Origin of the sequence: Streptomyces pyxinicus (assembly GCF_024753135.1) — a bacterium.
In the GTDB taxonomy this organism is placed as follows: domain Bacteria; phylum Actinomycetota; class Actinomycetes; order Streptomycetales; family Streptomycetaceae; genus Streptomyces; species Streptomyces pyxinicus.
The window spans coordinates 224740-248995 of record NZ_JANUGP010000002.1; the positions used below are offsets into that span (position 1 = coordinate 224740).

19 protein-coding genes, 2 tRNA genes and 1 pseudogene are annotated in these 24256 nt (G+C 70.8%); 13 read left to right on the forward strand and 9 right to left on the reverse strand.

The genetic code is table 11. The features are described 5' to 3' along the window. Positions 1 to 165: 165 nt before the first annotated feature. A complete protein-coding gene (locus tag NX794_RS03520; RefSeq protein ID WP_258776618.1) occupies positions 166 to 1716 on the reverse strand; it encodes an MFS transporter in 1551 nt (516 codons plus the stop codon). Positions 1717 to 1778: 62 nt separating this feature from the next. On the opposite strand from NX794_RS03520, the gene NX794_RS03525 reads away from it, so the two are divergent. After that, complete coding sequence (locus NX794_RS03525; RefSeq protein ID WP_258776619.1) at positions 1779 to 2765, forward strand: helix-turn-helix transcriptional regulator; 987 nt, start codon at positions 1779 to 1781, stop codon at positions 2763 to 2765. A gap of 574 nt (positions 2766 to 3339) precedes the next feature. Here NX794_RS03525 and NX794_RS03535 read toward each other — a convergent pair. The 3 genes and pseudogenes from NX794_RS03535 to NX794_RS03550 all read right to left on the reverse strand — a co-directional run. Further along, a pseudogene (locus NX794_RS03535) lies at positions 3340 to 3739 on the reverse strand (TetR/AcrR family transcriptional regulator); the annotation flags it as partial. 615 nt (positions 3740 to 4354) lie between these two features. Next, the gene (locus NX794_RS03540) at positions 4355 to 5353 is read right to left on the reverse strand and encodes a sigma-70 family RNA polymerase sigma factor (RefSeq protein WP_258776622.1); all 999 of its coding nucleotides are present in this window, start codon (positions 5351 to 5353) and stop codon (positions 4355 to 4357) included. A 473-nt stretch (positions 5354 to 5826) separates the two neighbouring features. Further along, positions 5827 to 6594 carry a dioxygenase family protein gene (locus tag NX794_RS03550; protein ID WP_258776969.1) on the reverse strand — a complete coding sequence of 256 codons (768 nt, stop codon included), beginning with the start codon at positions 6592 to 6594 and terminating at the stop codon, positions 5827 to 5829. A 240-nt stretch (positions 6595 to 6834) separates the two neighbouring features. On the opposite strand from NX794_RS03550, the gene NX794_RS03555 reads away from it, so the two are divergent. Then, positions 6835 to 7344 (forward strand): MarR family winged helix-turn-helix transcriptional regulator, encoded by a 510-nt coding sequence (locus tag NX794_RS03555; protein ID WP_258776624.1) that lies wholly within the window; start codon positions 6835 to 6837, stop codon positions 7342 to 7344. Between the two features lie 205 nt (positions 7345 to 7549). Here the strand turns inward: NX794_RS03555 and NX794_RS03560 are convergent, their stop codons facing one another. Both NX794_RS03560 and NX794_RS03565 read right to left on the reverse strand, forming a co-directional pair. Further along, a complete protein-coding gene (locus NX794_RS03560; protein WP_258776625.1) occupies positions 7550 to 9094 on the reverse strand; it encodes an MFS transporter in 1545 nt (514 codons plus the stop codon). A 149-nt stretch (positions 9095 to 9243) separates the two neighbouring features. Beyond that, on the reverse strand, positions 9244 to 9891 hold the full coding sequence (locus NX794_RS03565; protein ID WP_258776626.1) for a TetR/AcrR family transcriptional regulator: 648 nt from the start codon (positions 9889 to 9891) through the stop codon (positions 9244 to 9246). A 382-nt stretch (positions 9892 to 10273) separates the two neighbouring features. Here NX794_RS03565 and NX794_RS03570 point away from each other — a divergent pair, with 382 nt between their 5' ends. The 6 genes from NX794_RS03570 to NX794_RS03595 all read left to right on the forward strand — a co-directional run bounded on the left by NX794_RS03570 (position 10274) and on the right by NX794_RS03595 (position 14398). Next, positions 10274 to 11509 carry a M6 family metalloprotease domain-containing protein gene (locus tag NX794_RS03570; RefSeq protein ID WP_258776628.1) on the forward strand — a complete coding sequence of 412 codons (1236 nt, stop codon included), beginning with the start codon at positions 10274 to 10276 and terminating at the stop codon, positions 11507 to 11509. Positions 11510 to 12135: 626 nt separating this feature from the next. Further along, positions 12136 to 12211, forward strand: a tRNA-Arg gene (locus NX794_RS03575). Positions 12212 to 12426: 215 nt separating this feature from the next. Further along, the gene (locus NX794_RS03580) at positions 12427 to 12717 is read left to right on the forward strand and encodes a hypothetical protein (RefSeq protein WP_258776631.1); all 291 of its coding nucleotides are present in this window, start codon (positions 12427 to 12429) and stop codon (positions 12715 to 12717) included. 81 nt (positions 12718 to 12798) lie between these two features. After that, a tRNA-Arg gene (locus tag NX794_RS03585) sits at positions 12799 to 12871 on the forward strand. Between the two features lie 73 nt (positions 12872 to 12944). Next, on the forward strand, positions 12945 to 13454 hold the full coding sequence (locus NX794_RS03590; RefSeq protein ID WP_258776632.1) for a glutathione peroxidase: 510 nt from the start codon (positions 12945 to 12947) through the stop codon (positions 13452 to 13454). A gap of 62 nt (positions 13455 to 13516) precedes the next feature. Continuing rightward, positions 13517 to 14398: a MerR family transcriptional regulator gene (locus NX794_RS03595; RefSeq protein ID WP_258776633.1), complete on the forward strand. Its 882-nt coding sequence runs from the start codon at positions 13517 to 13519 to the stop codon at positions 14396 to 14398. A 123-nt stretch (positions 14399 to 14521) separates the two neighbouring features. On the opposite strand, the gene NX794_RS03600 is transcribed toward NX794_RS03595, so the two are convergent. The 3 genes from NX794_RS03600 to NX794_RS03610 all read right to left on the reverse strand — a co-directional run bounded on the left by NX794_RS03600 (position 14522) and on the right by NX794_RS03610 (position 16782). Continuing rightward, entirely contained in the window at positions 14522 to 14713 is a 192-nt protein-coding gene (locus NX794_RS03600) for a DUF397 domain-containing protein (protein WP_258776634.1), read from the reverse strand. A gap of 190 nt (positions 14714 to 14903) precedes the next feature. Then, positions 14904 to 15761 (reverse strand): helix-turn-helix domain-containing protein, encoded by an 858-nt coding sequence (locus NX794_RS03605; protein WP_258776635.1) that lies wholly within the window; start codon positions 15759 to 15761, stop codon positions 14904 to 14906. A 265-nt stretch (positions 15762 to 16026) separates the two neighbouring features. Beyond that, positions 16027 to 16782, reverse strand: coding sequence for a GOLPH3/VPS74 family protein (locus tag NX794_RS03610; RefSeq protein ID WP_258776636.1), 756 nt, complete (start codon positions 16780 to 16782; stop codon positions 16027 to 16029). 181 nt (positions 16783 to 16963) lie between these two features. On the opposite strand from NX794_RS03610, the gene NX794_RS03615 reads away from it, so the two are divergent. The 5 genes from NX794_RS03615 to NX794_RS03635 all read left to right on the forward strand — a co-directional run bounded on the left by NX794_RS03615 (position 16964) and on the right by NX794_RS03635 (position 24252). Further along, the gene (locus tag NX794_RS03615; protein WP_258776637.1) at positions 16964 to 19720 is read left to right on the forward strand and encodes a D-alanyl-D-alanine carboxypeptidase; all 2757 of its coding nucleotides are present in this window, start codon (positions 16964 to 16966) and stop codon (positions 19718 to 19720) included. A 187-nt stretch (positions 19721 to 19907) separates the two neighbouring features. Further along, positions 19908 to 21776 carry an MFS transporter gene (locus NX794_RS03620; protein WP_258776638.1) on the forward strand — a complete coding sequence of 623 codons (1869 nt, stop codon included), beginning with the start codon at positions 19908 to 19910 and terminating at the stop codon, positions 21774 to 21776. A 158-nt stretch (positions 21777 to 21934) separates the two neighbouring features. Then, complete coding sequence (locus NX794_RS03625; RefSeq protein WP_258776639.1) at positions 21935 to 23506, forward strand: sodium:solute symporter family protein; 1572 nt, start codon at positions 21935 to 21937, stop codon at positions 23504 to 23506. A gap of 55 nt (positions 23507 to 23561) precedes the next feature. After that, positions 23562 to 23945 carry a hypothetical protein gene (locus NX794_RS03630; protein ID WP_258776640.1) on the forward strand — a complete coding sequence of 128 codons (384 nt, stop codon included), beginning with the start codon at positions 23562 to 23564 and terminating at the stop codon, positions 23943 to 23945. Positions 23946 to 24087: 142 nt separating this feature from the next. After that, complete coding sequence (locus tag NX794_RS03635) at positions 24088 to 24252, forward strand: hypothetical protein (protein WP_258776642.1); 165 nt, start codon at positions 24088 to 24090, stop codon at positions 24250 to 24252. The last annotated feature ends 4 nt before the right edge of the window (positions 24253 to 24256 follow it).

Sequence of the window (24256 nt, forward strand, 5' to 3'; positions counted from 1 at the left end):
TCCGACTGATGCCCGAACGTGTGGTTTCAGAGGGAGGCTACGTCGGGATCTCGGAGAAGTAAACAGGTTCGGGTCACATTCGGGCACGAACGGACCCCAGTGGGCGACAGCAAAACGGCCCGGTGCCCGCCCGCACCAGCCCGTTCGCCGAGACGACGCAGCCGCTCAGTGCACCAGCTCGCCCTCCCGCTCCCCCTCCTTCTCCGGCGCCGCTTCCGTACCGGTGCCGGCCGCGCCCTCCACGTGCTGGGCGGGGCGCTTCGGCAGGGCGGACATGAGCAGGAAGATCACGGCCATGACCCCGGCCACCCACCACAGCGCGTGCTGGAAGGCGTGCACGAAGGCCGGGCCGGTCTGTTCCCGGGTCAGCCGGGCGGGGATCTCCCCGAAGAAGAGGACCGAGACCAGGCCGAGTCCGAGCGCGTTGCCCATCTGCTGCACGGTGTTGATCAGTCCGGACGCGGAACCGGCGTGTTCGCGCGGCACCTCGGAGAGCACCGCGTCGGTCAGCGGGGCGACGATCAGCCCCATGCCGGCGCCCATCACGACCAGCGGCAGGGCCATCTGCCAGGGCGCGATGGCGAGTCCGTAGCGGTGGGCCTCCCACAGGTAGAGCAGGACACCCGTGCCCATCACCAGCGCGCCGGCCTGGAGCACCTTGCGGCCGAAGCGCGGGACCAGTTGCTGCACCGACAGCCCGGCCGCCGTGGACACCGCGAGCGAGAACGGTACGCCCGTCAGGCCGGCGCGCAGCGGGCTCCAGCCGAGGCCGATCTGCATGTACAGCGTCCAGACCAGGAAGAAGATGCCGAGCGCGACGCCGAAGACAGTCTGGACGGCGATGCCCGCGGCGAAGCTCTTCACCTGGAAGAGGGACAACTCGATGAGCGGGGAACCGTCCCTCGCCGCCTTCCGTTTCTCGTACGACAGCAGCGCGACGAAGACGACGAACGCACCGGCCATGCAGAGGTATCCCCACAGCGGCCAGCCCAGCTCGCGGCCGCGGGCGAGCGGGTAGAGCAGCATCAGCAGGCCGAGCGAGACCAGGGCGACGCCGACCAGGTCCAGCTTGAGTGCCTTGGGGGCCCTGGACTCGGTGATGAAGCGGCGGCCGAGCAGCCAGGCGAGGACACCGACGGGGAGGTTGATGAGGAAGATGGGCCGCCATTCGAGGCCGAAGAGGTTCCACTCGGTCAGCAGCGCGCCGAGCAGCGGACCGGAGACCGCGCCCAGACCGACGATCGCCCCGAACAGCCCGAAGACCTTGCCGCGTTCGTGTGCGGGGAAGGTGGCATGCACGATCGACAGCACCTGCGGCACCATCATCGCCGCCATACCGCCCTGCAGGATGCGCGAGGCGACCAGCATCTCCGGGTTGGCGGCGAAGCCGCACAGCGCGGAGGCGAGCGTGAATCCGCCGATGCCGATCAGGAAGAGACGGCGGCGCCCATGGATGTCGCCGAGCCGGCCGCCGGTGATCAGACCCGCGGCGAAGGCGAGGGCGTAGCCGGCGGTTATCCACTGGATCTGGCTGACCGAGGCATGGTCGTCACGCTGGATGGAGGGGAGGGCGATATTGACGATCGTCACGTCGACCAGGTCCATGAAGGCGGCGGTCATGACGATGGCCAGGGCCAGCCAGCGGGTGCGGTCGGGGGCGGGGACGAGCGTCGCGGCGGCGGATCCCTTGAGGGCGTCACGGTCGTTGTCGGTCATGAGAGGAAGGTAGGACCGCATTAGGTCAGATCGTGGCCTAGTGGTGCGTCATGCTCGGACGCATGACGACAGACACACCGGCGCGGCTGTTGCAGCTCCTCTCGCTTCTCCAGACCCCCCGGGAGTGGCCGGGCGGTGAGCTGGCCGGCCGGCTGGGGGTGTCGCGCCGTACCGTGCGGCGGGACATCGACCGGCTGCGTGAACTCGGCTATCCGGTACAGGCGACGAAGGGAGCGGACGGAGGGTACCGGCTGGTGGCGGGCAAGGCGATGCCGCCACTGGTGCTGGACGACGAGGAGGCGGTGGCGATCGCGGTCGGGCTGCGGGCGGGCGCCGGGCACGCGGTGGAAGGCGTGGACGAGGCGTCGGTGCGCGCCCTGGCCAAGCTGGAGCAGGTGCTGCCGTCCCGGCTGCGGCATCGGGTGGCCACGCTGCAGGCGGCGACCACGCCGTTGACCAGCGGGGACGGGCCGAGCATCGCGCCGGAGACGCTGACCGTGATGGCCTCGACGGTGGCGGGCCACGAGCGGCTGCGGTTCGCCTACCGCGACAAGGACGGCGGTGAGTCGCGCCGGCTGACCGAGCCGCACCGGCTGGTCTCGACCGGCCGGCGCTGGTACCTGGTGGCGTACGACCTCGACCGGGCCGACTGGCGTACGTTCCGGGTGGACCGGGTGAGCGCGCCGTTCGCCACCGGAGTGCGGTTCGAGCCGCGAGAGCCGCCCACCGGCAGCGCCGCCGAGTATCTGCGGCAGTCCATCAACGGGCGGCAGGAGACGTACGCGTACGAGGTGCGGTTCGCCGCGCCGGCTGCGGAGGTCGCCGCGAAGGTCCCGGCCTGGGCCGGGACGCCCGAGGACGACGGGCGGGGCGGCTGCGTGCTACGGGGCTCGACCGGCGACCCCGTCGAGTGGCTGGCGGTGCGGATGGTGATGGTGGGGTGTGAGTTCGCGGTCAGGGAGCCCCCGGAACTGGTCGCGTCCGTGCGTGAGTTGGGAGGCCGGCTGAGCCGTGCGGCGACGGATGAGTTCCCTGGAGGGGGCGGCTAGCGTTCGGTTTCCTCCACAGACGCTGTGCTCCGCGTGTCCTCCCAGTCGAAGTCCCGCAGGGCGCGCAGGTTGTGCAGGGCCAGGGCTCCGGGGCCGGCCGGACCGGTGGGCGCAGCCGTGGTCGCGGCCCAGGACTCCACGGCCACGCGGACGGCGGCGCCGGCCACGGCCGCGGCGAAACGGAGGGCCGGAGTGAGTTCGCCGACGGCGGGGGCGCTCGGGGAGGCGGAGGCAACGTTGTCGGAGCCGTCCTGCGAGCCGCCGCTCCGGGGATTTCCCGGCGGATCGACCGGCGGGTCACCTTCTGAGCCGCGGTGAGGCTCGGTGGCGCCCTGAGGCTCGGCGTCTCGGTGAGGCTCGGTGGCGCCCTGAGGCTCGGTGGCGCCCTGAGGACCGGTGGCGCCCTGAGAACCGGCGTTTCCGTGAGGCTCGGCGACGCCCTGAGGCTCGGCGCCACCGTCAGGCGCCGCGCCACCGTCCCGCCCGGCGTCGCCGTCAGGCGCCGCGCCACCGTCAGGCCCAGCGTCGCCGCCAGGCCCGGCGTCGCTCTCAGGCCCGCCAGTGTCGTGGGACTTGGCCAGCCGCTCCGCCAGGGTTTCCGCCAGTGCCGCCTCCGAGGCCTGGCAGACCTCTGCCCAGACCTTGCGCAGGGCGGGGCTGGTGTCGGCCAGGCGGATCAGCGTGCGGACCCACTCCCAGGACGAGGCGGAGACACCCACTCCGGGGCTCAGCATGTGGCGGACGGCGTGTTCGAGTGCCTCGGGGATGCCGAGATGCGCCGGGGCGGCGCGGACGGCTTCGGCCCAGCGCTGGGCGCCGGCCGCGTAGAGGGGGGCCACCGCCTCTTCCTTGGTGGCGAAGTAGCGGTAGAAGGTGCGCGGGGCGATGCCCGCCGCCTGGGCGATGTCCTCGGCGCGGGTGGCCCGCAGGCCCTGGTGGACGAACAGACCAGCCGCTGCCCGGGCGATCACCATCCGGGTCTCGGCCTTGCGGCGTTCGGTGAGGGACACCGGCGCCGAGGCGGAAAACGGCTGGTGAGGGCTGTTGCGGGTCGTGCTCATCTCGGCAGGCTATGCCCATGTGGCAGAATCTGCCATCCGGCGGTCCACCCCGGGGTTCAGGTACGGGGTGGGTCGCCGGTCGCGTTGCACCAGCCGGCTCGTCGGCCCTCAGGAAGGGAAAAAGCCGGGCCCCGACGCCTGGGGGGGTTAGGCGCCGAAGCCCGGCTCTGGGAGGTCCCGGCGCCGGGGGGATTGCGTCGGGACGTGGTTCGCGTGGACCGGCGCGGGGGGTGCGCCGGGCTGGGGGGTGGTTCCGGTGGGCCCGATGCGGGGCCCGCAGAGGTTGTTCCCTGAGGGTCGGAACTTGAAGCGATCGGACTGCGCCATGTTTGCGCCGTCTTTCGCCACCGGGCGTACGCATCGCGCGTGCCGGACGCCTCGCCGGTGCCACCCCGCCGAGACGGCCGGGTCGACCGGGTCGACCCGGCCAACCGGGGTGCCGCGCCGAGCGACCGTCAGGGTCACTCCGTCACTCCGTCACTCCCGGCCCGACCTCGGCCGCCCCGTCCCGCTCCGCCCCGCCCGGCATCACGCCGCCGCGTCGAACCCGGTGTCCCGGGCGAGCTTCTTCAGCTCCAGCAGGGCGTGCTTCTCGATCTGGCGGATGCGCTCGCGGGTCAGACCGTGCTCCTTGCCGACCTCGGTCAGGGTGCGCTCGCGGCCGTCCTCGATGCCGTAGCGCATCTTGATGATGGAGGCCGTGCGCTGGTCGAGGCGGCCGATCAGGTCGTCCAGTTCCTCGCTGCGCAGCAGGGTGAGGACCGACTGCTCGGGGGAGACAGCGGAGGTGTCCTCCAGCAGGTCGCCGAACTGGGTCTCGCCCTCGTCGTCCACCGACATGTTCAGCGAGACGGGGTCGCGGGCCCAGTCGAGGACGTCGATGACGCGCTCCGGTGTCGAACCCAGCTCCGTGGCGATCTCCGCGGGCTCCGGGTCGCGGCCGTTCTCGCGGTTGAACTCGCGCTGCACACGGCGGATGCGGCCCAGCTCCTCCACCAGGTGGACGGGGAGCCGGATCGTGCGGGACTGGTCGGCTATGGAGCGGGTGATGGCCTGACGGATCCACCAGGTGGCGTAGGTCGAGAACTTGAAGCCCTTGCGGTAGTCGAACTTCTCGACGGCGCGCACCAGGCCGGCGTTGCCCTCCTGGATCAGGTCGAGCAGAGGCAGACCGCTGCGCGGGTAACGCCGGGCGACCGCGACGACCAGCCGGAGGTTGGAGCGGATGAAGACGTCCTTGGCCCGCTCGCCGGCGGCGACCAGCGCCTCCAGCTCCTCGCGGGTGGCGTCGGACTTGGACGCCTCCTCGCCGTCGAGGACCTGCTGTGCGAACACCCCCGCCTCGATGGTCTGGGACAGCTCGACCTCCTTCGCGGCGTCGAGCAGCGGCGTGCGCGCGATCTCGTCGAGGTACATACCGACCAGATCGCGGTCGGCGATCTCGCCGCCATGGGCGCGAACACTGCTTGCCGAGTCGGCCGTCTCGCCGGTGGCGGACTGACGACGGGCGACGGCACGGGTTGCCATGCTTGCTCCCTTGCGATGGTGGGCTGGCGGGTGTTCCTGAACGCTCGGCACTCCGGAGTTCTGTCTTGCGGACCCTCTCCGGGTGCCCTGCATCCGTGGGGAACAACGACTGGAATCAGGACAGAATTCCCAACCCGCCCCCCGATTTTTCTGATCATGCAGTACCCTGTCGGCCACGCCGGGAGGCGAGAGGGCGTCGGCACTCACAGAGGTGCAGGTCAGGCGGCGAGTGGAGGGTGATCTCCAGGCCCTCACCGGCCTCCGCGACCCCCGCGACCTCTGTGTGCGTGAGACGGCCGTCACGTTCGGCGCAGCGGTCCTCACTCCGGGAGAGCGCCGGCTTCGGCCGCCCTCCCACCCGGAAGACGGCCCGCACCGGCCGAAGGTTGCCACGGGCCCGCACCCGGTCTCGGACTCACAGCCGAATCAGGGGTACGCCACACCCAGCCCTTACCCGTACGCGCGTACAGCCCTTACCCGAACTGCACCGACCGCTTCGCCATGCCCATCCAGAACCCGTCGATCACCGACTTCTGCGCGGCCGGCTCGCCGCCCGCCTCCGCGGCGCCCATGGTGACGAAGAGCGGGGCGAAGTGCTCGGTGCGCGGGTGGGCGTAGCGGCCGGCCGGGGCCTTGTGGAGGAAGTCGAGCAGGGCGTCCCAGTCGCGGGCCTCCAGGGCGCGCCGTCCCCAGTCGTCGAACTCGGCGGACCAGCCGGGCACGCCGGGGCCGGTGTGGCGGAGGGCGGCGAGGTTGTGGGTGAAGAAGCCGGAGCCGATGATCAGCACGCCCTCGTCGCGCAGCGGGGCGAGCCTGCGGCCGATGTCCATCAGGCGGACCGGGTCGAGGGTGGGCATGGAGATCTGGAGGACGGGTATGTCGGCGGCCGGGAACATCTCGACGAGGGGGACGTAGGCGCCATGGTCCAGGCCGCGGTCGGGCATGTCCTGGACGGGGGTGCCGGGGGCGCGCAGCAGCTTGCGGACGGACTCGGCCAGCTCCGGCGCGCCCGGGGCGTCGTAGCGGACCCGGTAGTAGTGCTCGGGGAAGCCCCAGAAGTCGTACACGAGCGGGACGGGCATGACCGCGCCGAGGGCGAGCGGGGCCTCCTCCCAGTGGGCGGAGACGATGAGGACGGCCCGGGGCCGGGGCAGGGCGGCGGACCAGGCGGCGAGCTGGCCGGGCCAGACGGGGTCGTCGGCGAGCGGGGGCGCGCCGTGACTGAGGTACAGGGCGGGCATGCGCTCCGGGGTGACGGGCGCGGCGGCCTCGGCGGCGGACTCCGCCGACTCGACGGAAACGGCGGATCCGGCCGATTCGGCGGACGCGGCGGACGCGGCGGACGCGGCGGCGGGGGTGACGGTCATGAAGCGGCTCCCGGCGAGGCGGACTGCTGTAACTGCTTTAACTCTCAAGCTTTCATCCGGACCCTACGCCCGACTTGTTCAAGTTTCAAGGAGACGCCTCGTACAGTGGACAGCATGAACACGGCACCCGACCCGGCCGCGGAACACCGCTGGCTCACCGACGAGGAACAGCGCGTCTGGCGCGCGTACCTGCACGCCACCACGCTGCTGGAGGACCATCTCGACCGGCAGTTGCAGCGCGACGCGGGCATGCCGCACATCTACTACGGCCTCCTGGTGAGCCTCGGCGAGGCACCGCGCCGCCGGCTGCGGATGACCGAGCTGGCGATGAAGGCGAAGATCACCCGCTCCCGGCTGTCGCACGCCATCGCCCGCCTGGAGAAGAACGGCTGGGTGCGCCGCGAGGACTGCCCCTCCGACAAGCGCGGCCAGTTCGCGGTGCTCACCGAGGAGGGCGTGGCGGTGCTGGGCCGTACCGCGCCGGGCCATGTGACCGCCGTACGGCAGGCGCTGTTCGACCGGCTCAGCCCCGGACAGCAGAAGGCCCTCGGCGAGATCATGGAGATCGTCGCCGAGGGCCTCCAGCCCGATGAAGCGGGTGCCGACCTGCCCTGGCTCCGCTAGGTCCTGTCGTCAAACTCCCGCCGTTCGCCCGGAGGGCGGGCTTCGCGGCGTCAGGTGCGTGCTCTCGGCGTGCCGGGCCCTGACCCTCGTACTGGACGTACTTGGGTCAGGGCCCGGTGCGGCGAGAGTGCGTGCATGGCGTCGCGGAGCAGGCGGGAGTTTGACGACAGGGCCTAGGGCCCCGGGCAGGTCACCGTACGGGCGCTCAGTGGGCGACCACCGGCACCGGCAGCTCGTCCTCGACGCCCTCGCCCGAGGTCACGGCCGGACCGCTGCCCGGCCGCCCGGCGTTGACGAAGGTGAAGGCGATCAGCGAGGCGAGCGCCAGGATGCCGACGGCGAACCAGATGGCCGAGCTGTAGCCGTGCACCATGCCCTGGAGCTGCACCAGCTGCAGCTGCGGCTTGGCGGTGGCACCGGCGATGTGGTCCTTGATGTACGACGTCTGCGCCGAGGCGGCGATGGTGTTCAGCAGGGCGGTGCCGATCGCGCCGCCCACCTGCTGCGAGGTGTTGACCATCGCGGAGGCGACACCGGCGTCCCGGGGCTCGACGCCCTGGGTGGCCAGCGACATGGCCGGCATGAACGCCGTACCCATGCCGAGGCCGAGCAGCACCATCGCGGGCAGCAGCGTGGTGGTGTACGAGGAGCCGATCTCCAGCTGGGTCAGCAGCAGCATGCCGATGCCGGCGACCAGGAAGCCGGGGCCCATCAGGAAGCGGGCCCGGACCCGGGTCATGAGGCGGGCGCCGATCTGGGTGGAGCCGGTGATCATGCCGGCCACCATCGGCAGGAAGGCGAAACCGGTCTTGACCGGCGAGTAGCCCTTCACGATCTGGAGGTAGTAGGTCAGGAACAGGAACAGACCGAACATGCCGATGATCGCGAGGCCGAGCGAGAGGTAGATACCGCCGCGGTTGCGGTCGGTCACCACGCGCAGCGGCAGCAGCGGGGCCTTGACCCGGGACTCCACCAGCACGAACACGACCAGCAGCACGGCGGAGGCGACGAACATCGACACGGTGACCGCGTCGCTCCAGCCGTCGGACTCGGCGCGGGTGAAGCCGTAGACCAGCGAGACCAGGCCGAGGGTGGAGAGGATCACGCCGGGGATGTCGAGCGGGGAGCGGTTGCGGCCGCCCTCCGGCTCACGGATGACGAACCAGGCGCCGAGGGCGGCGACGACGGCGAAGGGGACGTTGACGAAGAAGGTCCAGCGCCAGTCCAGGTACTCGGTGAGGAAGCCGCCGAGGATGAGGCCCACGGCACCGCCACCGCCGGCGATCGCGCCGTAGATGCCGAACGCCTTGGCACGCTCCTTGGCGTCGGTGAACATCACGGCCAGCAGGGAGAGCGCGGCCGGCGCGAGCAGAGCGCCGAAGACGCCCTGGAGGGCGCGGGCGCCGAACATCATCGAGCCGGTGGTGGCGGCGCCGCCGAGCGCGGAGGCGGCGGCGAAGCCGGCCAGGCCGAGTAGGAAGGCGCGCTTACGGCCCCACAGGTCGGCGATACGGCCGCCGAACAGCAGCAGACCGCCGAAGGCGAGGGCGTAGGCCGTGACGACCCACTGCCGGTTGCCGTCGGATATGCCGAGGTCCTGCTGGGCGGAGGGCAGGGCGATGTTCACGATGGTGGCGTCCAGGACGACCATCAGCTGGGCGAGCGCGATGAAGACGAGCGCCTTCCAGCGGTTGGCGTCGCCGGCCGGTGCGGCGGCGACGCCGGGAGCCTTGAGGGCTGTTTCGGACATGGGGATACCCACTTCGGGACTTCGTGACGGAAAAATGTCGAGAAAACGGCGTACTGGTCGAGAAAACGGCGTACTAACAGTGCGCTGAGGGCGTGCTACGAGGTGGAGGGAGCTGCGGGCCGCGGCGGTCGCCGCTGGTCAGGGTGCGGTCAGGACGGGCGCAGCTCCTTGATCGTGACGGCCGTGCCCGGCAGTGCGGAGCGGGCGGGTGCCCGCAGGCCGTCGAGGAAGAGTTGAAGGTGCCGGTGCACGAAACGGTCGCCGCGCAGACAGTCCGTACCGGCCGGCGGCCGGCTGAGCTGGGCCACGACGATCATCAGGTCGCCGACGCCGACGTCCGCCCGGAGCTGCCCGGCGGCCCTGGCCCGGTCCATGACCTCCTCGACGAGCCGCTCGACGCGCTCGCGGGAGGCCACCAGGTCCGGGTGGTGCTGGTCGAAGGTCTCGGAGATCATCGGGCACAGCGCGCTGATCCGGTCGTCGGCGGCGGCGTGCACGAAGCGCTCCAGGGCGGCGAACGCGTCCCCGGTCTCGGTGAGGGCCGCCTCGGCCGCCTCGGCGGTGCGGTCCATGACCGAGCAGACGACCTCGCGGACGAGCGCCTCGCGGTCGGGGAAGTTGCGGTACACCGTGGCGTTGCCGACGCCGGCCCGGCGGGCGATCTCGTCGAGCGGCACGTCCGGGCCGTGCTCGACGAACATCTCCCGGGCGGCGCTGACGATCCGCTCCCGGTTGCGCACGGCGTCGGCCCGGGGCCGGGTCACCTTGCGCTGCGCGGGGGAGGTCGCGGTCGGCACGGCGTACTCCTTGAAGAGGTGGAGGGTGATCCGGGGAACTGCTCCCCGTTTCACGCGGACACTGATCCAAACGGGGAAACGGTCCCCGCTTATTTCCCGTCCCGGCAAAGAATCACTGTGACCTGAACCACACTCACTCTCCCTCGGGTTTCACCCCCTTGCGGGCCGCCCTTCGCACGTTCGGCTCCGCCAGCGCGCGCCCGCCACCCCGTCGACACAGGGTGATCGCAAGGGTGCAGCCGGAGACGGCGGCTGCCGTGGAGCGAGAGGTCCATGCATGCAGCCGCAGTCGCCTCGCCGCCGCATACGCCCGCAGTCACGGCACTCGCTCCGCCGCCGCATACGCCCGCGCCCGCCCCGCCGCCGCATACGCCCGCGCCGGGTGGCCGCTCTCGCCGCCGTGACCGCGCTGACCCTCGCGGTCGGCACCTCGGCCGGGACCGGACCACCGACGGCGCGCACCACCGCCGGGCCGACCGGTCTGACCCGCCCCTCCGCCCTCTCCCCCTGCATGATCCGCAGCGGCCTCGACGTCCAGATGACCGAGGGCCTGCCCACCCCGCGCGGCTACTCCCGCTCCACCGGCACCGTCCACGCCCTGACCCTGATGATCGACTTCTCCGACGCGCCCGGCAGGGGCAGCGCCATGGACCGCTTCCACGAGTTCTTCCCGCAGACCCAGGAGTGGTTCCGCAACGCGTCGTACGGCCGGCTCGACTACCGCCCCGAGACCCCGATCACCGGCTGGCTGCGGATGCCGAAGTCCTTCGAGGAGTACGGCATCGAGCGCGGCGCCCCCTTCGACCCCGGCTACCGGGACCTGGTGCAGGACATCGTGACCGCCGCCGACCCGAAGGTCGACTTCAGCTCCTACGACCTCCTCAACGTCCTGGTCACTCCGAACGCCGGCCCCTCCGCCCTGGACACCGTGCTCTCGGTGACCTTCGCCGGCAACACGGACGCCCCGGTCGCCGATGGGGTGCCCGTCGCCAACGCGTCCTTCGTCTACTCCCGCCAGGACGACGGCTCCGGCACCTACTCCCGCACCGGCTACCGGGTACTCCCCCATGAGAACGGCCACACCTTCGGCCTGCCCGACCTCTACACCCAGGAGGGCGGGGGCGCGGTCGGGCACTGGGACATCATGAGCGAGGACTGGGGGGCCAACAACGATCTGCTCGGCTGGCACAAGTGGAAGCTGGGCTGGCTGGACGGCAGCCAGGTCGGCTGCGCGGCGACCCGGGGCACGGTGGACTACGTCCTCTCCCCCCTCTACCGACCGGGCGGCGGCAAGCTGATCCTCGTCCCCGTCGACACCCGCACCGCCTACGCCCTCGAACTGCGCGCCCAGGGCGGCAACGACGAGTCCGTCTGCCGCCCGGGCATCCTCGTCTACAAGGTCGACGCCACGGTCGACACCGGCCGCGGCCCGGTCAAGGTCTACGACAGCCACCGCGACACCGGCGGCTGCACCCGCAACCCCAACGTCCAGGCGGAACTCTCCGACGCGCCCTTCTCCCCCGGCGAGACCTTCCGGGACCCCCGGCACGGGATCACGGTGAAGGTGGTGGGGGTGGAGGGGGAGGGGGACTACCGGGTGCGGATCACACGGAGTTGAGGGCACGCCGCCCCGGGCTCTCCGAGCGTTCAGCCGAGCCGGGCGCCCGGGGTCTTCCTCGTCCTCCCCGGAGGGCCGGACCGTGGCGAAGGTGACGGGAGCTTCGCGAGAAGTTACGCGATCTGCTCGTCGGCGGTCACCTCATGCCTCCGCCCGACCAGTTACCCGACCTCACCCCGCTTCCGCTCCGCGGCAGCCAGGAAGCTGTCCAACCGATTCCCTTCCCTGACAGCCGTTGCTGGGGCCTCCTCCAAGCCTTCGACGGCTGTCGCACACCTTGGCGATCACCAGCACGGCCGTGCAAGAACCTGAGGCGGCAGACGAGTTGTCGGCATCCGACCACTTGGGGCGGGGCGATGCCGATGACCGTACTCGATCACAACTGTCCTCCCGTCCAGGCTGGGGCAAGCGGTCGTCCGCTCAGTCGGCGAACGCGGTCCGCCGCCTTGCCCGCGCAACAAGGCCCGTGGATCCGCTCCCGACCGTCGCGCAGCCACAGGCCGCCCCACGGCCCGTCCCTGATCCGCTACCCTGTCAAGGTCCGCCCTGAGTGGCGGACCCGATCCTTGCAGTAGCGCGAGTGGATAGTCACAGAGGGTATTCACCAGCGTCTCCCGCGAGGCCCCGCCTTCGTAGCTCAGGGGATAGAGCACCGCTCTCCTAAAGCGGGTGTCGCAGGTTCGAATCCTGCCGGGGGCACCAGCGCAAAGGCCCCGGACCGATCACGGTCCGGGGCCTTTGACGTCGACGCGGGCGGTCGGCCGCGACCGGGGCGTGCTTCTTCTGGCTTCGCCCGGTCTGACGTTGTACGACATCTGGTCGCACTTCAACCACTGATCCGGTGACGGGTTCGTCCGGTCCGCGGGCGGCAGCGGGTTCGCTACCGTTCAGCGGGCTGGACGGCCGCAAGGAAGCGCATGGTGAACGAACAAGTCGAAGACGCGCAGGGCAGAGTGACCGAGGGCACCTGGGGTATGCCCCTGCTGGTGCTGGTCCCGGCGGCCCTGATCCGCATTCTCACCGGTCTCTCCACTCCCTGGCTCATGGCGGCCTGGGTGCTCTGGGGGCTTGCCGCGTTGCTCGCGGTGGTGGGCTGGGTGCAAGTCGTCCGGTACGGGCCGCGTAATGCCTCGGGCTGGTCGACCTGTCTTCCGCTGCACTGTGTACTGGTGTGGCTGGGGGCTCAGCTGGTGGTCGCGTCGTCCTGAGGGTGTACAGGCGGGCGGGGGTGGCCGGCCGCCTGTGCGTCGCGGTGCGTCATGTAAGGTTTCGTGTGTTGGCGTGAGCAGGCACTCGTAGCTCAACGGATAGAGCATCTGACTACGGATCAGAAGGTTGCAGGTTCGAATCCTGCCGAGTGCACAGGGTGAGGGCCCGGGGAGTGATCCCCGGGCCCTCTGCCGTGTCGGTGGGGTGGCGGGGCTAGCATCCGGGCATGACGTCTGCTGATCTGAACGAGTCCGTGCTGAACACCGAGATCGGGGCCCTGAAAGGTGGGGCCGCGGAGCTGGGGCAGTACGCGGGCAAGGTCGTGCTCATCGTGAACGTGGCCTCCCAGTGCGGGCTGACCCCGCAGTACGCGGGGCTGGAGAAGCTCCAGGAGCGGTACGCGGGGCAGGGGTTCACCGTGCTGGGTGTGCCCTGCAACCAGTTCCTCGGGCAGGAGCCGGGCAGTGCCGAGGAGATCGCCGAGTTCTGCTCGGCGACGTACGGCGTGACCTTCCCGCTCACCGAGAAGGTGGAGGTGAACGGCGAGGGACGGCACCCGCTGTACGAGCGGCTCGTCGGGGTCGCCGACGCCGAGGGGCACAGCGGTGACATCCGGTGGAACTTCGAGAAGTTCCTCGTCGGGCGGGACGGCGCCGTCGTCGGGCGGTTCTCGCCGCGGACCGAGCCCGAGTCGGACGAGGTCGTCGGTGCGATCGAGGCGCAGCTCGCTCGGTAGTGGTTGACCTTGCCCCTGGGGCAGAGGGGAGCGTCCTTCGTGCCGGGCGGAAGGGCCGTCCGGTGACGGAGGAGGGCGTCGTGCGCGAGGAGCTGCTCACCATCGGCGCGTTCGCCGCGCGGGCCCGGTTGTCGGCCAAGGCGCTGCGGCTGTACGACCGGCTGGGCCTGCTGGCGCCGGCGTACGTCGACGAGGTCAGCGGTTACCGCTACTACCGCGCCGAGCAGGTCGAGCGGGCCCGGCTGGTGGCCCTGCTGCGGCAGTTGGACATGCCGCTCGGCCGGGTCGCCGAGGTGCTCGGGGCGGAGGGTCCCGAGGCCGCCGAGCGGCTCGCCGGCTACTGGGCGGACGTGGAGGCCCGGGTCGCCGGGCAGCGGACCCTCGCCGAGTACCTCCGTGGACGACTGTCGGGGAGGAGCTCCGAGATGTACGAGAAGTTCGTGGTCGGGATCGTGGATGTGCCGGCGCGGGTGGTGATCACCGAGTCGCGGCACACGCTGGCGGACGAGTTGCCGGCCTGGATCGGTGCCTCCCTCGGGCGGCTGGAGGAGGCGGCCCGCGAGTGCGGGGGTGTCGCGGGAGCGCCGTTCGTCGTCTACCACTCCGAGGTGTCGACGGAGAGCGACGGGCCGACCGAGTCCTGTGTGCCGGTGGCCGACGAGGCGGCGGCCCGGGAGTGGGCGGCGCGGGTCGGACGGGCCTGGGAGTCGGCGGTGCGGGTCGAGCCGGCGGTGCGGCTCGCTTACACCCGGATCACCAAGGCGCAGGTGGCGCATCCGCAGATCCTGGCCGCCTTCGAGGCGGTGGAGCAGTGGGTCGCCGCGGAGGGGCTGGAGGTGGCCGGGCCCTGCCGGGAGGTGTACTTCGCGGACTGGGAGGCGGCCGGGGCCCAGGACCCGGTGTGTGACGTCGCGTTCCCCGTGCGCTCGGCCTCGCGGCCGTAGACAGGGTGAGCCCTCTCGGCAAGGACGGCGTCTGGTCGAGAGGGCTCTCCTGGTGGTGCTTGTGCAGTTGTGGTGGCCGGACCGGTCCGGCCGGCGTGTCTAGCGGGGGCCGGTGCGGGCCCCTTACGCCTTGACCGACGCGACGAAGGCGTTCCACGCGCCGGCCGGGAAGGCCAGGGCCGGGCCCTCGACGACCTTCGAGTCACGCACGGCGAGTCCGGCGTCGGTGGGTGACTTGACCTCGACGCAGGCGCCGTTGCCCGCGGAGTAGGAAGACTTCATCCACGTCTGCGAAGCGCCCTGAATCAGTGCCATGTCCACTCCTGTTGCGAGTTGCGGTAGTGCGGTTCACGCCAACCTTCACCGACTGGCTGGCGTGATCGACGCTACCGGTCAACTGCGCTGGGTGGGGCGGCCGTTCACTCGACCGGATGGCATATTCCAGGTGAGCCTTCCAATGGAGTGGACCGGCGGTGTACGATCCGGCGCCCTCTGCGACGGGAGTTCATTCCGCGTAGGCTTTGGCCGCTTCTGCGATGACATGCCGGGATTGCTCCACATTGAGGGACTGTGCCCGCAGATGCTCGTACATCACGGCGTACCTCTGCACGTCCGGCGCCTTCTCCAGGTACAGGTCGCTGGTGACGCCCTCCAGGTAGACGACGCTGGAGTCGGCCGCGTCCGTGAACTCCAGGATCGCGTACTGGCCGTTGAGGCCCGGATGCGCGCCCGCCTCGAAGGGCAGCACCTGTACGGTCACGTGCGGCAGCTGGGACATCTCGATGAGGTGCTCCAACTGCTCGCGCATCACCAGCTTGCTGCCCACGACCCGGCACAGCGCCGCCTCGTCCAGCACCACCCACAGCCGCAGCGGGTTGGTCTCGGCGGTGATGCGCTCCTGCCGCCGCATGCGCACCCGCACCCGCTTCTCGATCTCCGCCGTCGACGTCTCCGGCAACGCGCCCCGCACCAACGCCTCCGCGTAGGCAGGTGTCTGCAACAACCCGGTGACCAACTGGGGTTCGTACACCCGCAGCGACTCCGCGTCGGTCTCCAGACCGATGTAGACGCTGTACGGGATGTCGCCGAACGTGTGCCACCAGCCCTGCTGGCGCGAGTCGCGGGCCATCTCCATCAGCGAGTCGACGATGCGCTGGTCCTCGACCTCGTACACCCCGCAGAGATCGCGTACGTCGCGCTGACTGATGCTTCTGCGGCCGTTCTCCAGCCGGCTGATCTTCGACTGCGACACGAGCAGTCGCTCCGCGACCTCTTCGGCCGTCATGCCCTTGAGCTCGCGGAGCCTGCGCAGCTCCTGGCCCAGTCGGCGCCGCCTGACGGTGGGATTGACACTGGACGCCACGGGACGTGCACCTCCGGCTGCCTGCCTGTTACTTGGCACTTTGCGTATCTGCTGTTGAGCAGACTGCCACCAAGATGCTCATCACCGCTGGCAAACCGTGGATATGCGGCGGCGCGTACCCCTCGGTTCGGAAACAGGTCGAGAAGCGGTTCGGGGAACAGGTCGAGCGGGGTAGCGGGATCATGATGATCCCGCTACCCCGCTCGACCGGCGGCTCCCGTACCGGGTCTGTGCGAACCGGGCCCCGGTGAGACGGGGTTGCGGCTCAGTGGGCCACGGCGCGTGCCATGGACCCGTGGTGCGGCTGCATCGGGACCCCGCGCGCGGGTTCCGTCACCGGCCTGGATCCGGCCGCGGCCGGCCGGCCCGCCGGGGCACCGCCCCGCCGGGCCTGAGCGCCCGCGCCGTTCTGGACGTCCATCACGGCGTGCGCGACGAGCCCGCCCATCGGGTCGTGCCGGATCAGGTCCCGCAGCCGGGACCTGGACGAACGACCCTCGTTGCCGGGGTAGAGATGCTTGCCGAGGCCGACGGCGTGCGCCAGGGCGGCGAGCGCGGCGGTCCGCGGGTCCGGCGGTACGCCGGTGCGGATCGCCGAGTCCAGCCGAGCACGGATCTCCCGGCTGATCTCGTTGTCCGTCGCCTGGTAGCGCGTCGTCGGCAGCACCCCGCACATCTGGCCGGCCACGGCATGCACCATGCCGCACCGCTCCAGGTGCGAGAGGTAGGTCTGACGGAGCCCCAGCCGGGGTCCGCCGATCCAGTGGACGGCCCGTACCGGAGCGCCGCGCCTTCGCAGCAACTCCAACGCGCAGTCCAGTGTCGGATCTCCTGTCGGCCGTGGCACCACCACGGCGATACGATCCCCGTCTGGGGCTATCCGTCCGGCCAGCGCCAGCTCCACTAGCTGTGCACCGGCCAGACCGAGGTCGAGCGACTGCGGCTGCGCAGTGGTACCCGTGGTCGGGTCCAGTGCGAGCAACAGCAGCTCCTCCGGAAGTGTTCTGCGGCTCCTGCCCATCCATGCCTCCCCGCGTGGATGAATGACAGGGTGACCCCTCTCACATTGGTCTGTCGAGGGCACGTGACCGGTTCGTGAGGGAACCGGTAGGTATGTCGTTCTCGTCTACCACGGGGGCCAAGCCCCCACACAGGACACTGGTACATGGTTCGGACAGGGCGCGCGGAGACGCGCGCGGCGCATGGAGGAGGCATCGGTGGCGGGCGAGTCCCCCGACAGGTCCAAGCAGCGCGAGTCGTCGGCGGAAGCGACGTCGGGGAGCGGTGGTTCGGTTCCCGAGGCACGCGATCCCCGTCTCGGGGTGTCCCGCGAGAAGGATTCCGCGGATGCCGCCGGCGCCGCGTCGGACACGGCCACCCGGGTCTTGTCCCTGCGGGGCGCCGACCGGGAGCAGGCGTCCACGGACACCCCTCGCGAGGACGCCGCGCTGCGCGACGCGGTCTCGGCGTGGGTGCGGGGGGCGGACTCCGACGGGGATTCCGGCGCGGATTCCGACGGGAATTCCGGCTCCGGTGACGGGGAAAGGGGTCCCGGCGAGAAGGACGCGGGTTCGGGTGCGGGTGCGGGTGCTGCCGCGGACGCCGAGGGCGTGAGCGACACCGACGCTGACGACGACGCCAGCGCCGAAGCCGAGGCGGACGGCAAGCCCGAGGCCGGTGCCGAGTCCCCAGCGGGGGCCGAGTCCCAGGCGGACACCGGGCGCCGTGCCGACGCGGAGACGGGCGCGGAGCCTGCGGCGGAGGCGAAGGCGAAGGCTGACGAGTCCGACGCGGACGCGGGTGCAAAGCCCGCCGCGGAGGGGAAGGGGGCCGCCGGTCTCGCCGCGAAGGCCGCCGGCGCGGCCGCAGCCGAGGACCGGGTGGCTGAGGCCGACGCCGGTACGGCGAAGCCGGACGCGCGGGACGCGAAGCCCGGCGCCAGTACGGCCGAGCCCGACGCGGAGGACGCCAACCCGGAGCCCGAGAACGCCAAGCCCGGCACCGGTACGGCCGAGCCCGACGCGGAGGACGCCAACCCGGAGCCCGAGAACGCCAAGCCCGGCACCGGTACGGCCGAGCCCGACGCGGAGGACGCCGACCCCGAGCCCGAGAACGCCAAGCCCGGCGCCGGTACGGCCAAGCCGGACGCGGAGGACGCCAAGCCCGGCACCCAAGGCGCCGAGGCCGACTCGGACGAGGTTGCCGCTGCCGCGGAGGCCGCTGACGCCACCCCCGAGGCCCCCGACACCCCCGACACCCCCGTCGATCAGCCCACCGCCGTCTTCAAGGCCGTACCGCCCAAGAGCGGCGGCACCGGTGTCGATCAGCCCACCACCATGCTGAAGCTGGGCGGCGACGCCCCGAAGGCGCCCGAGACGCCCGAGGCGCCCGAGTCGGAAGCCGAGCGCACCAGCAAGTTCGTCGCGCTGAAGAACGACATGCGCCCCCCGGCGAAGCCGGACCCGAAGCCCGGCGCCAAGCCCGACCCGAAGTCCGACCCGAAGCCCGGCGTCAAGTCCGACCCGAAGCGCGACGCCAAGTCCGGCGCCAAGCCGCAGACGAAGCCGGGCGAGAAGCCGCAAGCCGAGCCCGCCGCCGACGCGCCCGCCACCGCCACCGCGACCACCGCCATCCCGCAGGTCGGCCCGGAGTGGACGACGCAGCAGCCGTTGCCGCCCAAGCCGCCGCTGGATCTGCTGGCGGAGCTGACGAACACGCCGCCGCCCCCGGAGACGCCGGTCCGGACCCTCGTGCGGCGGGTCAAGATCTGGACGCCCCTGGTCCTGCTGCTGGTGATCGTCTTCGCGGTCGTACAGACCCTGCGTCCCCTCCCGGCGCCGACCCTCGACCTGACCGCGAAGGAGACCTACACCTTCCCGGGCGGCAAGATCGACGTCCCGTGGCCCGCCGACGGGCAGGCCGCGCTCGACGTGCAGGGCATCGGCAGCTTCGGCTCCTCCGGGGCGCAGAAGTCCGTGCCGATCGCCAGTGTCGCCAAGGTGATGACCGCGTACATCATCCTGCGCGACCACCCGCTGAAGAGCGGCGCCAAGGGGCCGAAGATAAAGATCGACAAGGCCGCCGAGCAGCAGGCGGACGCGGGTCAGGAGTCGACGGTCCCCGTCACCGCCGGTGACTCGGTCAGCCAGCGCGAGGCGCTGGAGAGCATCCTGATCGCCTCCGCGAACAACATCGCCCGCCTCCTCGCCCGCTGGGACGCCGGCTCGGAGAAGGCGTTCGTGTCGAAGATGAACGCCACCGCCAAGAGCCTCGGCATGACGAACACGACGTACACCGACCCCTCGGGCCTGCACGACACCACCGTCTCCACGGCCGTGGACCAGGTGAAGCTGGCCAAGGCCGCGATGACGAAGCCCGCCTTCCGCGAGGTGGCGGCGATGATGTCGTACGACGACTACAAGGGTGTCAACCACTCCAACTGGAACCAGCTCGTCGGCCACAACAACGTCGTCGGCATCAAGACCGGCACCACCACCTCCGCCCTCGGCAACCTGGTCTTCGCGGCGAAGCAGCAGGTCGGCGGGGAGACGCGGACCGTGATCGGCGCGGTGCTGCGCCAGCCGGCGGGCGGCCCGGAGAACACCATCCTCAGCGCCGCCCTGGACCACAGCGACAAGCTGATCCGAACCGCGCAGGGCGCGTTGAAGTCGGCGACGATCCTGAAGAAGGGCGAGGTCGTCGGTTACGTGGACGACGGTCTGGGCGGCCGTACCCCGGTCGTGGCGACGAAGGACGTGACGGCGGCCGGCTGGTCCGGGCTGAAGGTGAAGCTGTCGTTCAAGGCCGACGCGGTGCCGCACACCGCGAAGGCCGGCACCAAGGTGGGCTCGCTCACCGTGGGCGACGGGTCGTCCGCCGGCGCCGTGCAGGTCCCGGTCGCGCTCCAGAAGGATCTGGCCGAGCCCGGTTTCGGCGCGAAGCTGACCCGCCTGGGCTGACCGCACCCGCCCCGCGCACCCCGTCGCCGGCGCCCCACCCGGGAGCCCGTCGGCGGGGTGCGTGCTAGCGTCACGAAACGGGGCAGGTCGCCGGTCCGGGGAAACCGCTGCGAACTGGACGAGAAGCGGCCGGTAACACCGAGGGACGCGGCCGAGAACAGAAGACGGGACACGGGGAGTGCCTTCAGTGGCCACAGCGGAGCCGACACGCGCCGACGACGCCGATCCGGGCCCGGGTTCGGGCCCGCGAATACGTCTGTCCGCGACCGGCCGGGAGCAGTACCGCCCGGCCGGTGCGGACCCGCGTCCGGACACCCGGCGCGGGCGGCTGCTCGCCGCCGCCGAACCGCTGCGCCGGCGCCTCCTGCGGCACCCCGTGGTGTCGATGACGGCCCTCGCGGGCGTCCTGCACATCATCTGGTTCTTCACGTTCGCGAACAGCGGTGGCGATCTCGCGGCGCAGGACGCCTGGGCCGAGTTCGTCGGCCGGCATCCCGACTCGGCGTACAACCTCGCCTGGTACGGCGGTATGCACCCGGTGTCGTACAGCGTGGTGTCGCCGTACCTGATGTCGGTCCTCGGGGTCCGTACGACGATGATGATCGCCGGGACCGTGTCGGCGGGCCTGCTGACCCTGGTCCTGATCCGCAGCCGGGCGGTGCGCAACCCGCTGTGGGCCTCGCTGGCCGGTGTCCTCGCGTTCCTGTGCAACGCGGTGTCGGGGCGGGTGACCTTCGGACTCGGCACGGCGTTCGCGCTCGGCGCGGTCGCGGCCGTCTTCTGCTGGCCGCACCGCTGGCGGTACAAGCGCTGGGCGAAGGCCCTGGTCGCCGCCCCGCTGGCGGCGCTGGCCACGATGGCCTCGCCGGTCGCGGGCCTGTTCGTGGGCCTGGTCGCGGCGGCGCTGTTCCTCCAGAAGCGGCGGCCGGGCGCGTGGGCGCTGGGGCTCGCGCCGACGGCCGTGGTGGCGCTGTCGGCCTGGCTCTTCCCGTTCTCCGGCACGCAGCCGATGACGTTCGGCTCGGTGGTCATGCCGCTGCTGTACGGCCTGCTGTGCCTGTTCCTGGTGCCCAGGGAGTGGGTGACCGTCCGGCTCACGGCCGGCGTCTACAGCCTGGCCGTCGTGCTGGTGTGGCTGATCAGCTCGCAGATCGGGTCGAACATATCCCGGCTGCCGATGCTGTTCGCCGGGGCGACGCTGATCGCCGCGCTGCCGTACACCGTGCCGAGGTCGCGCAAGTGGTACGTGACCGTCCTGGCGTTCCTCGGCTTCGTCGGGTGGATCGGCTTCAAGACGGTGGACGACATCGTGCACACCACGCCGGCCGCGTCCTGGGCGCGGGAACTCGCCCCGCTGGTCAACCAGCTCCAGAAGGCCGGTGCGGAGAAGGGGCGCGTCGAGGTGGTGCCGGTGCGCTCGCACCGGGAGGCGTCCGCGCTCGCGCCGTACGTGAACCTGGCGCGGGGCTGGAACCGGCAGGCCGACATGGAGCGCAACCCCCTCTTCTACGACGACACGCTCAACTCGGCGAACTACCACGAGTGGCTCCAGCGCTGGGCGGTGCACTTCGTGGTGCTGCCGAAGGACGACCCGGACGGGGACGGCGGGGTGCGCGAGCGGCAGCTGCTGCGGCGCGGGATGCCGTATCTGACGCAGGTGTGGGGCGACGCGAACTGGCAGCTGTTCAAGGTGACCGATCCGGCGCCGATGGCGGAGCCGGACGCGGTGGTGGACCGGGCCGAGCAGGGTGAGATGACGCTCCGGGTGCGCAAGGCCGGGAAGATCCTCATCCGCATCCCCTACTCGCCGTGGCTGAGCGTCGTCGACGAGCACGGCAAGAGCCTGAAGGCGCCGCAGGAGACGGAGGCCTCGAAGCACCGGGCGCCGGGCACGGCGAAGTCGTACGCCAACGTCAACGGCTGTCTGATGGAGACGCCGGAGGACGGCAACGGGGACAAGTGGACGGCGCTGCTCGCGCCCCACTCCGGTACCTACCGGCTGGCGGCGCCCTACCAGTTCCCGCGCGGCACGCCCTGCCCCGACGAGCTGAAGTAGGAGCCGGGGCAGGACCGCTGATGCGTTCACACATCTGAACCGAGGTCACGACAACGAACGATTTTACGTCCTCTTGACCTTCGGCGTCCTTGCCGTGCGTCCGCCCCCGAAACCAGAGTTCACATGCCTGACCCGGCTGCGAACCCTGAGGGGGACACATGAACGGTCTCGACTGGGCCGTGCTGATCGGCTACTTCGGAGTGATGGTCGCGATCGGCGTCTGGTCGCACAAGCGCGTGGACAGCGTCTCCGACTTCTTCACGGCCGGCGGCCGGATGCCCTGGTGGCTGTCCGGCATCTCGCACCACATGTCGGGCTACAGCGCGGTGATGTTCACCGGGTACGCGGGCATCGCCTACACCTACGGCGTCACCTCCCTCGTCACCTGGTCCTTTCCGATCGCGCTCGGCATCGCCATCGGCTCGAAGCTGTTCGCGCCGCGCGTCAACCGGCTCCGCTCCCGGCTCCACGTGGCCTCCCCGCTGGAGTACCTGAAGAACCGCTACGACCTCTCCACCCAGCAGGCGCTCGCCTGGTCCGGGATGCTGCTGAAGATCGTGGACGTGGGCGCCAAGTGGGCGGCGATCGCGACGCTGCTGTCGGTGTTCACGGGCGTGTCCCTGGACCAGGGCATCCTGATCACCGGCGCGATCACCGCCGTGTACTGCACGATCGGCGGGCTGTGGGCGGACGCGCTGACCGAACTCGGCCAGTTCGTCATCCAGTTGCTGGCCGGCGTCTCGATGTTCGTCGCGGTCGTGCTGAAGCTGGACGACAAGGGCATCGGGTTCGTCGGTGCCTGGGACGAGCCGGCGCTGCACGGCCACGGCAAGCCGCTGGTGGGGCCGTACGGCACGGTGTTCCTGCTCGCGTTCCTCTTCATCAAGCTGTTCGAGTACAACGGCGGCATGCTCAACCAGGCGCAGCGCTACATGGCGACGGGCAGCGCACGGCAGGCGGAGCGTTCCGCGCGGCTGTCGGCGGTGCTGTGGCTGGTCTGGCCGGTGGTGCTGTTCTTCCCGATGTGGATGTCTCCGCTGCTGGTGCGCGCGCGGCAGCCGGATGGCTCCGACTCCTACGCGCTGATGACCGAACAGCTGCTGCCGCACGGGCTGTTGGGCCTGGTCGTGGTGGGCTTCTTCTCCCACACGATGGCGATGTGCTCCTCCGACGCCAACGCGATCGCGGCGGTGTTCACGCGGGACGTGGCGCCGGTGCTGTCCGCGCGGGCACGGGCCTGGGGTGAGCGGTCGGGCCTGGTCGCGGCCCGGGTGACGACGGTCGTCTTCCTCGGCCTGTCGATGGCGGTGGCGACCCAGGTCGACTCCCCCGCGTTCAAGGACATCATCACGGTCGTCATCAAGTGGGTGGCCGGTCTGATGGGCCCGATCGCGATCCCGATGATGCTGGGCCTGCTCCGCCCGTTCCGCCGCTCCGGCCCGACGGCCGCGCTCGTCAGCTGGGCCGCCGGTCTGCTCGCCTTCTGGCTGGTCAACTATCCCATCAGCTGGAGCGTCGCCGGCGGTGTCCCACTCCAGTACCAGGTCTCGGTCCCGCTCGCGGTCTCCCTGCTCCTGTACGTCGGCATCGGCTACCTCAGGCCCGAGGACACCCCGGAGCGCCTGGCCGTCATCGAGACGGTGAACACGGACGGCGGCGTCGCGCATTCGCCTACACCGACGGATTCGGCGCGAGGGCAGCGTATCCACCGAGGGATCGAATCCGACTAGCCCGCTAGTCTCAAAATTGCTCGAAAATCCTCACACTCGTTGCTACGATGACAGCATGACCAACAACATCGCTGTCGCGGACGCCACCTTCGCCCAGGTCAACCTCCTGGCGCGCGCATGGGGTGTGAGTCCCGGCCAGGCAGTCACCAGACTGGTCGAACACTTTCAGCTACCCGACGCGGCGCGTATCACCGAACCAAGAGGGGAGCGCGTGGCGGTTCACGCCATCTACAACAGCGAACGATTCGAGGGCGAATACGACCCCGTAACGCAAGCACTCTCCGTGACCAGCGGCAAGGCGGCCGGGAACTACCGCACCCCTAGCGGCGCGGCCAGCGCCGTACTACAAGCAGCGAACCCCGACGTGAAGCCCAATCGAAACGGCTGGGGGTTCTGGACGGTCAGCGAGACCGGGAAGCTTCTACAGTCGCTGAGGTAAGTGTGACTCAGACTGCTCAAAATCCTAGGTCGAGGGGCTTGACATGCGCGAGTAGTTTCTCTTATCATCGACGGCCGGACGGCGGGCCGCCGTCCGGCCGTCGACGTAGGGGAGCATGTACTTGCCACACGATCCCGATCCCTTGTTCACACAGCGATCCGCTCTCATCCTGCTGCTCGGCACACTTGCCGGCAGCGTGGTCGCGATTCTCACCGTGCGGACAGGATCCGGACCCGACGCGGCGATGCTCGACGGCGGCGGCGCCTTCGCGGGTGCCGTCATCTTCTTCAACGCCACCATCTCCTGAGCTC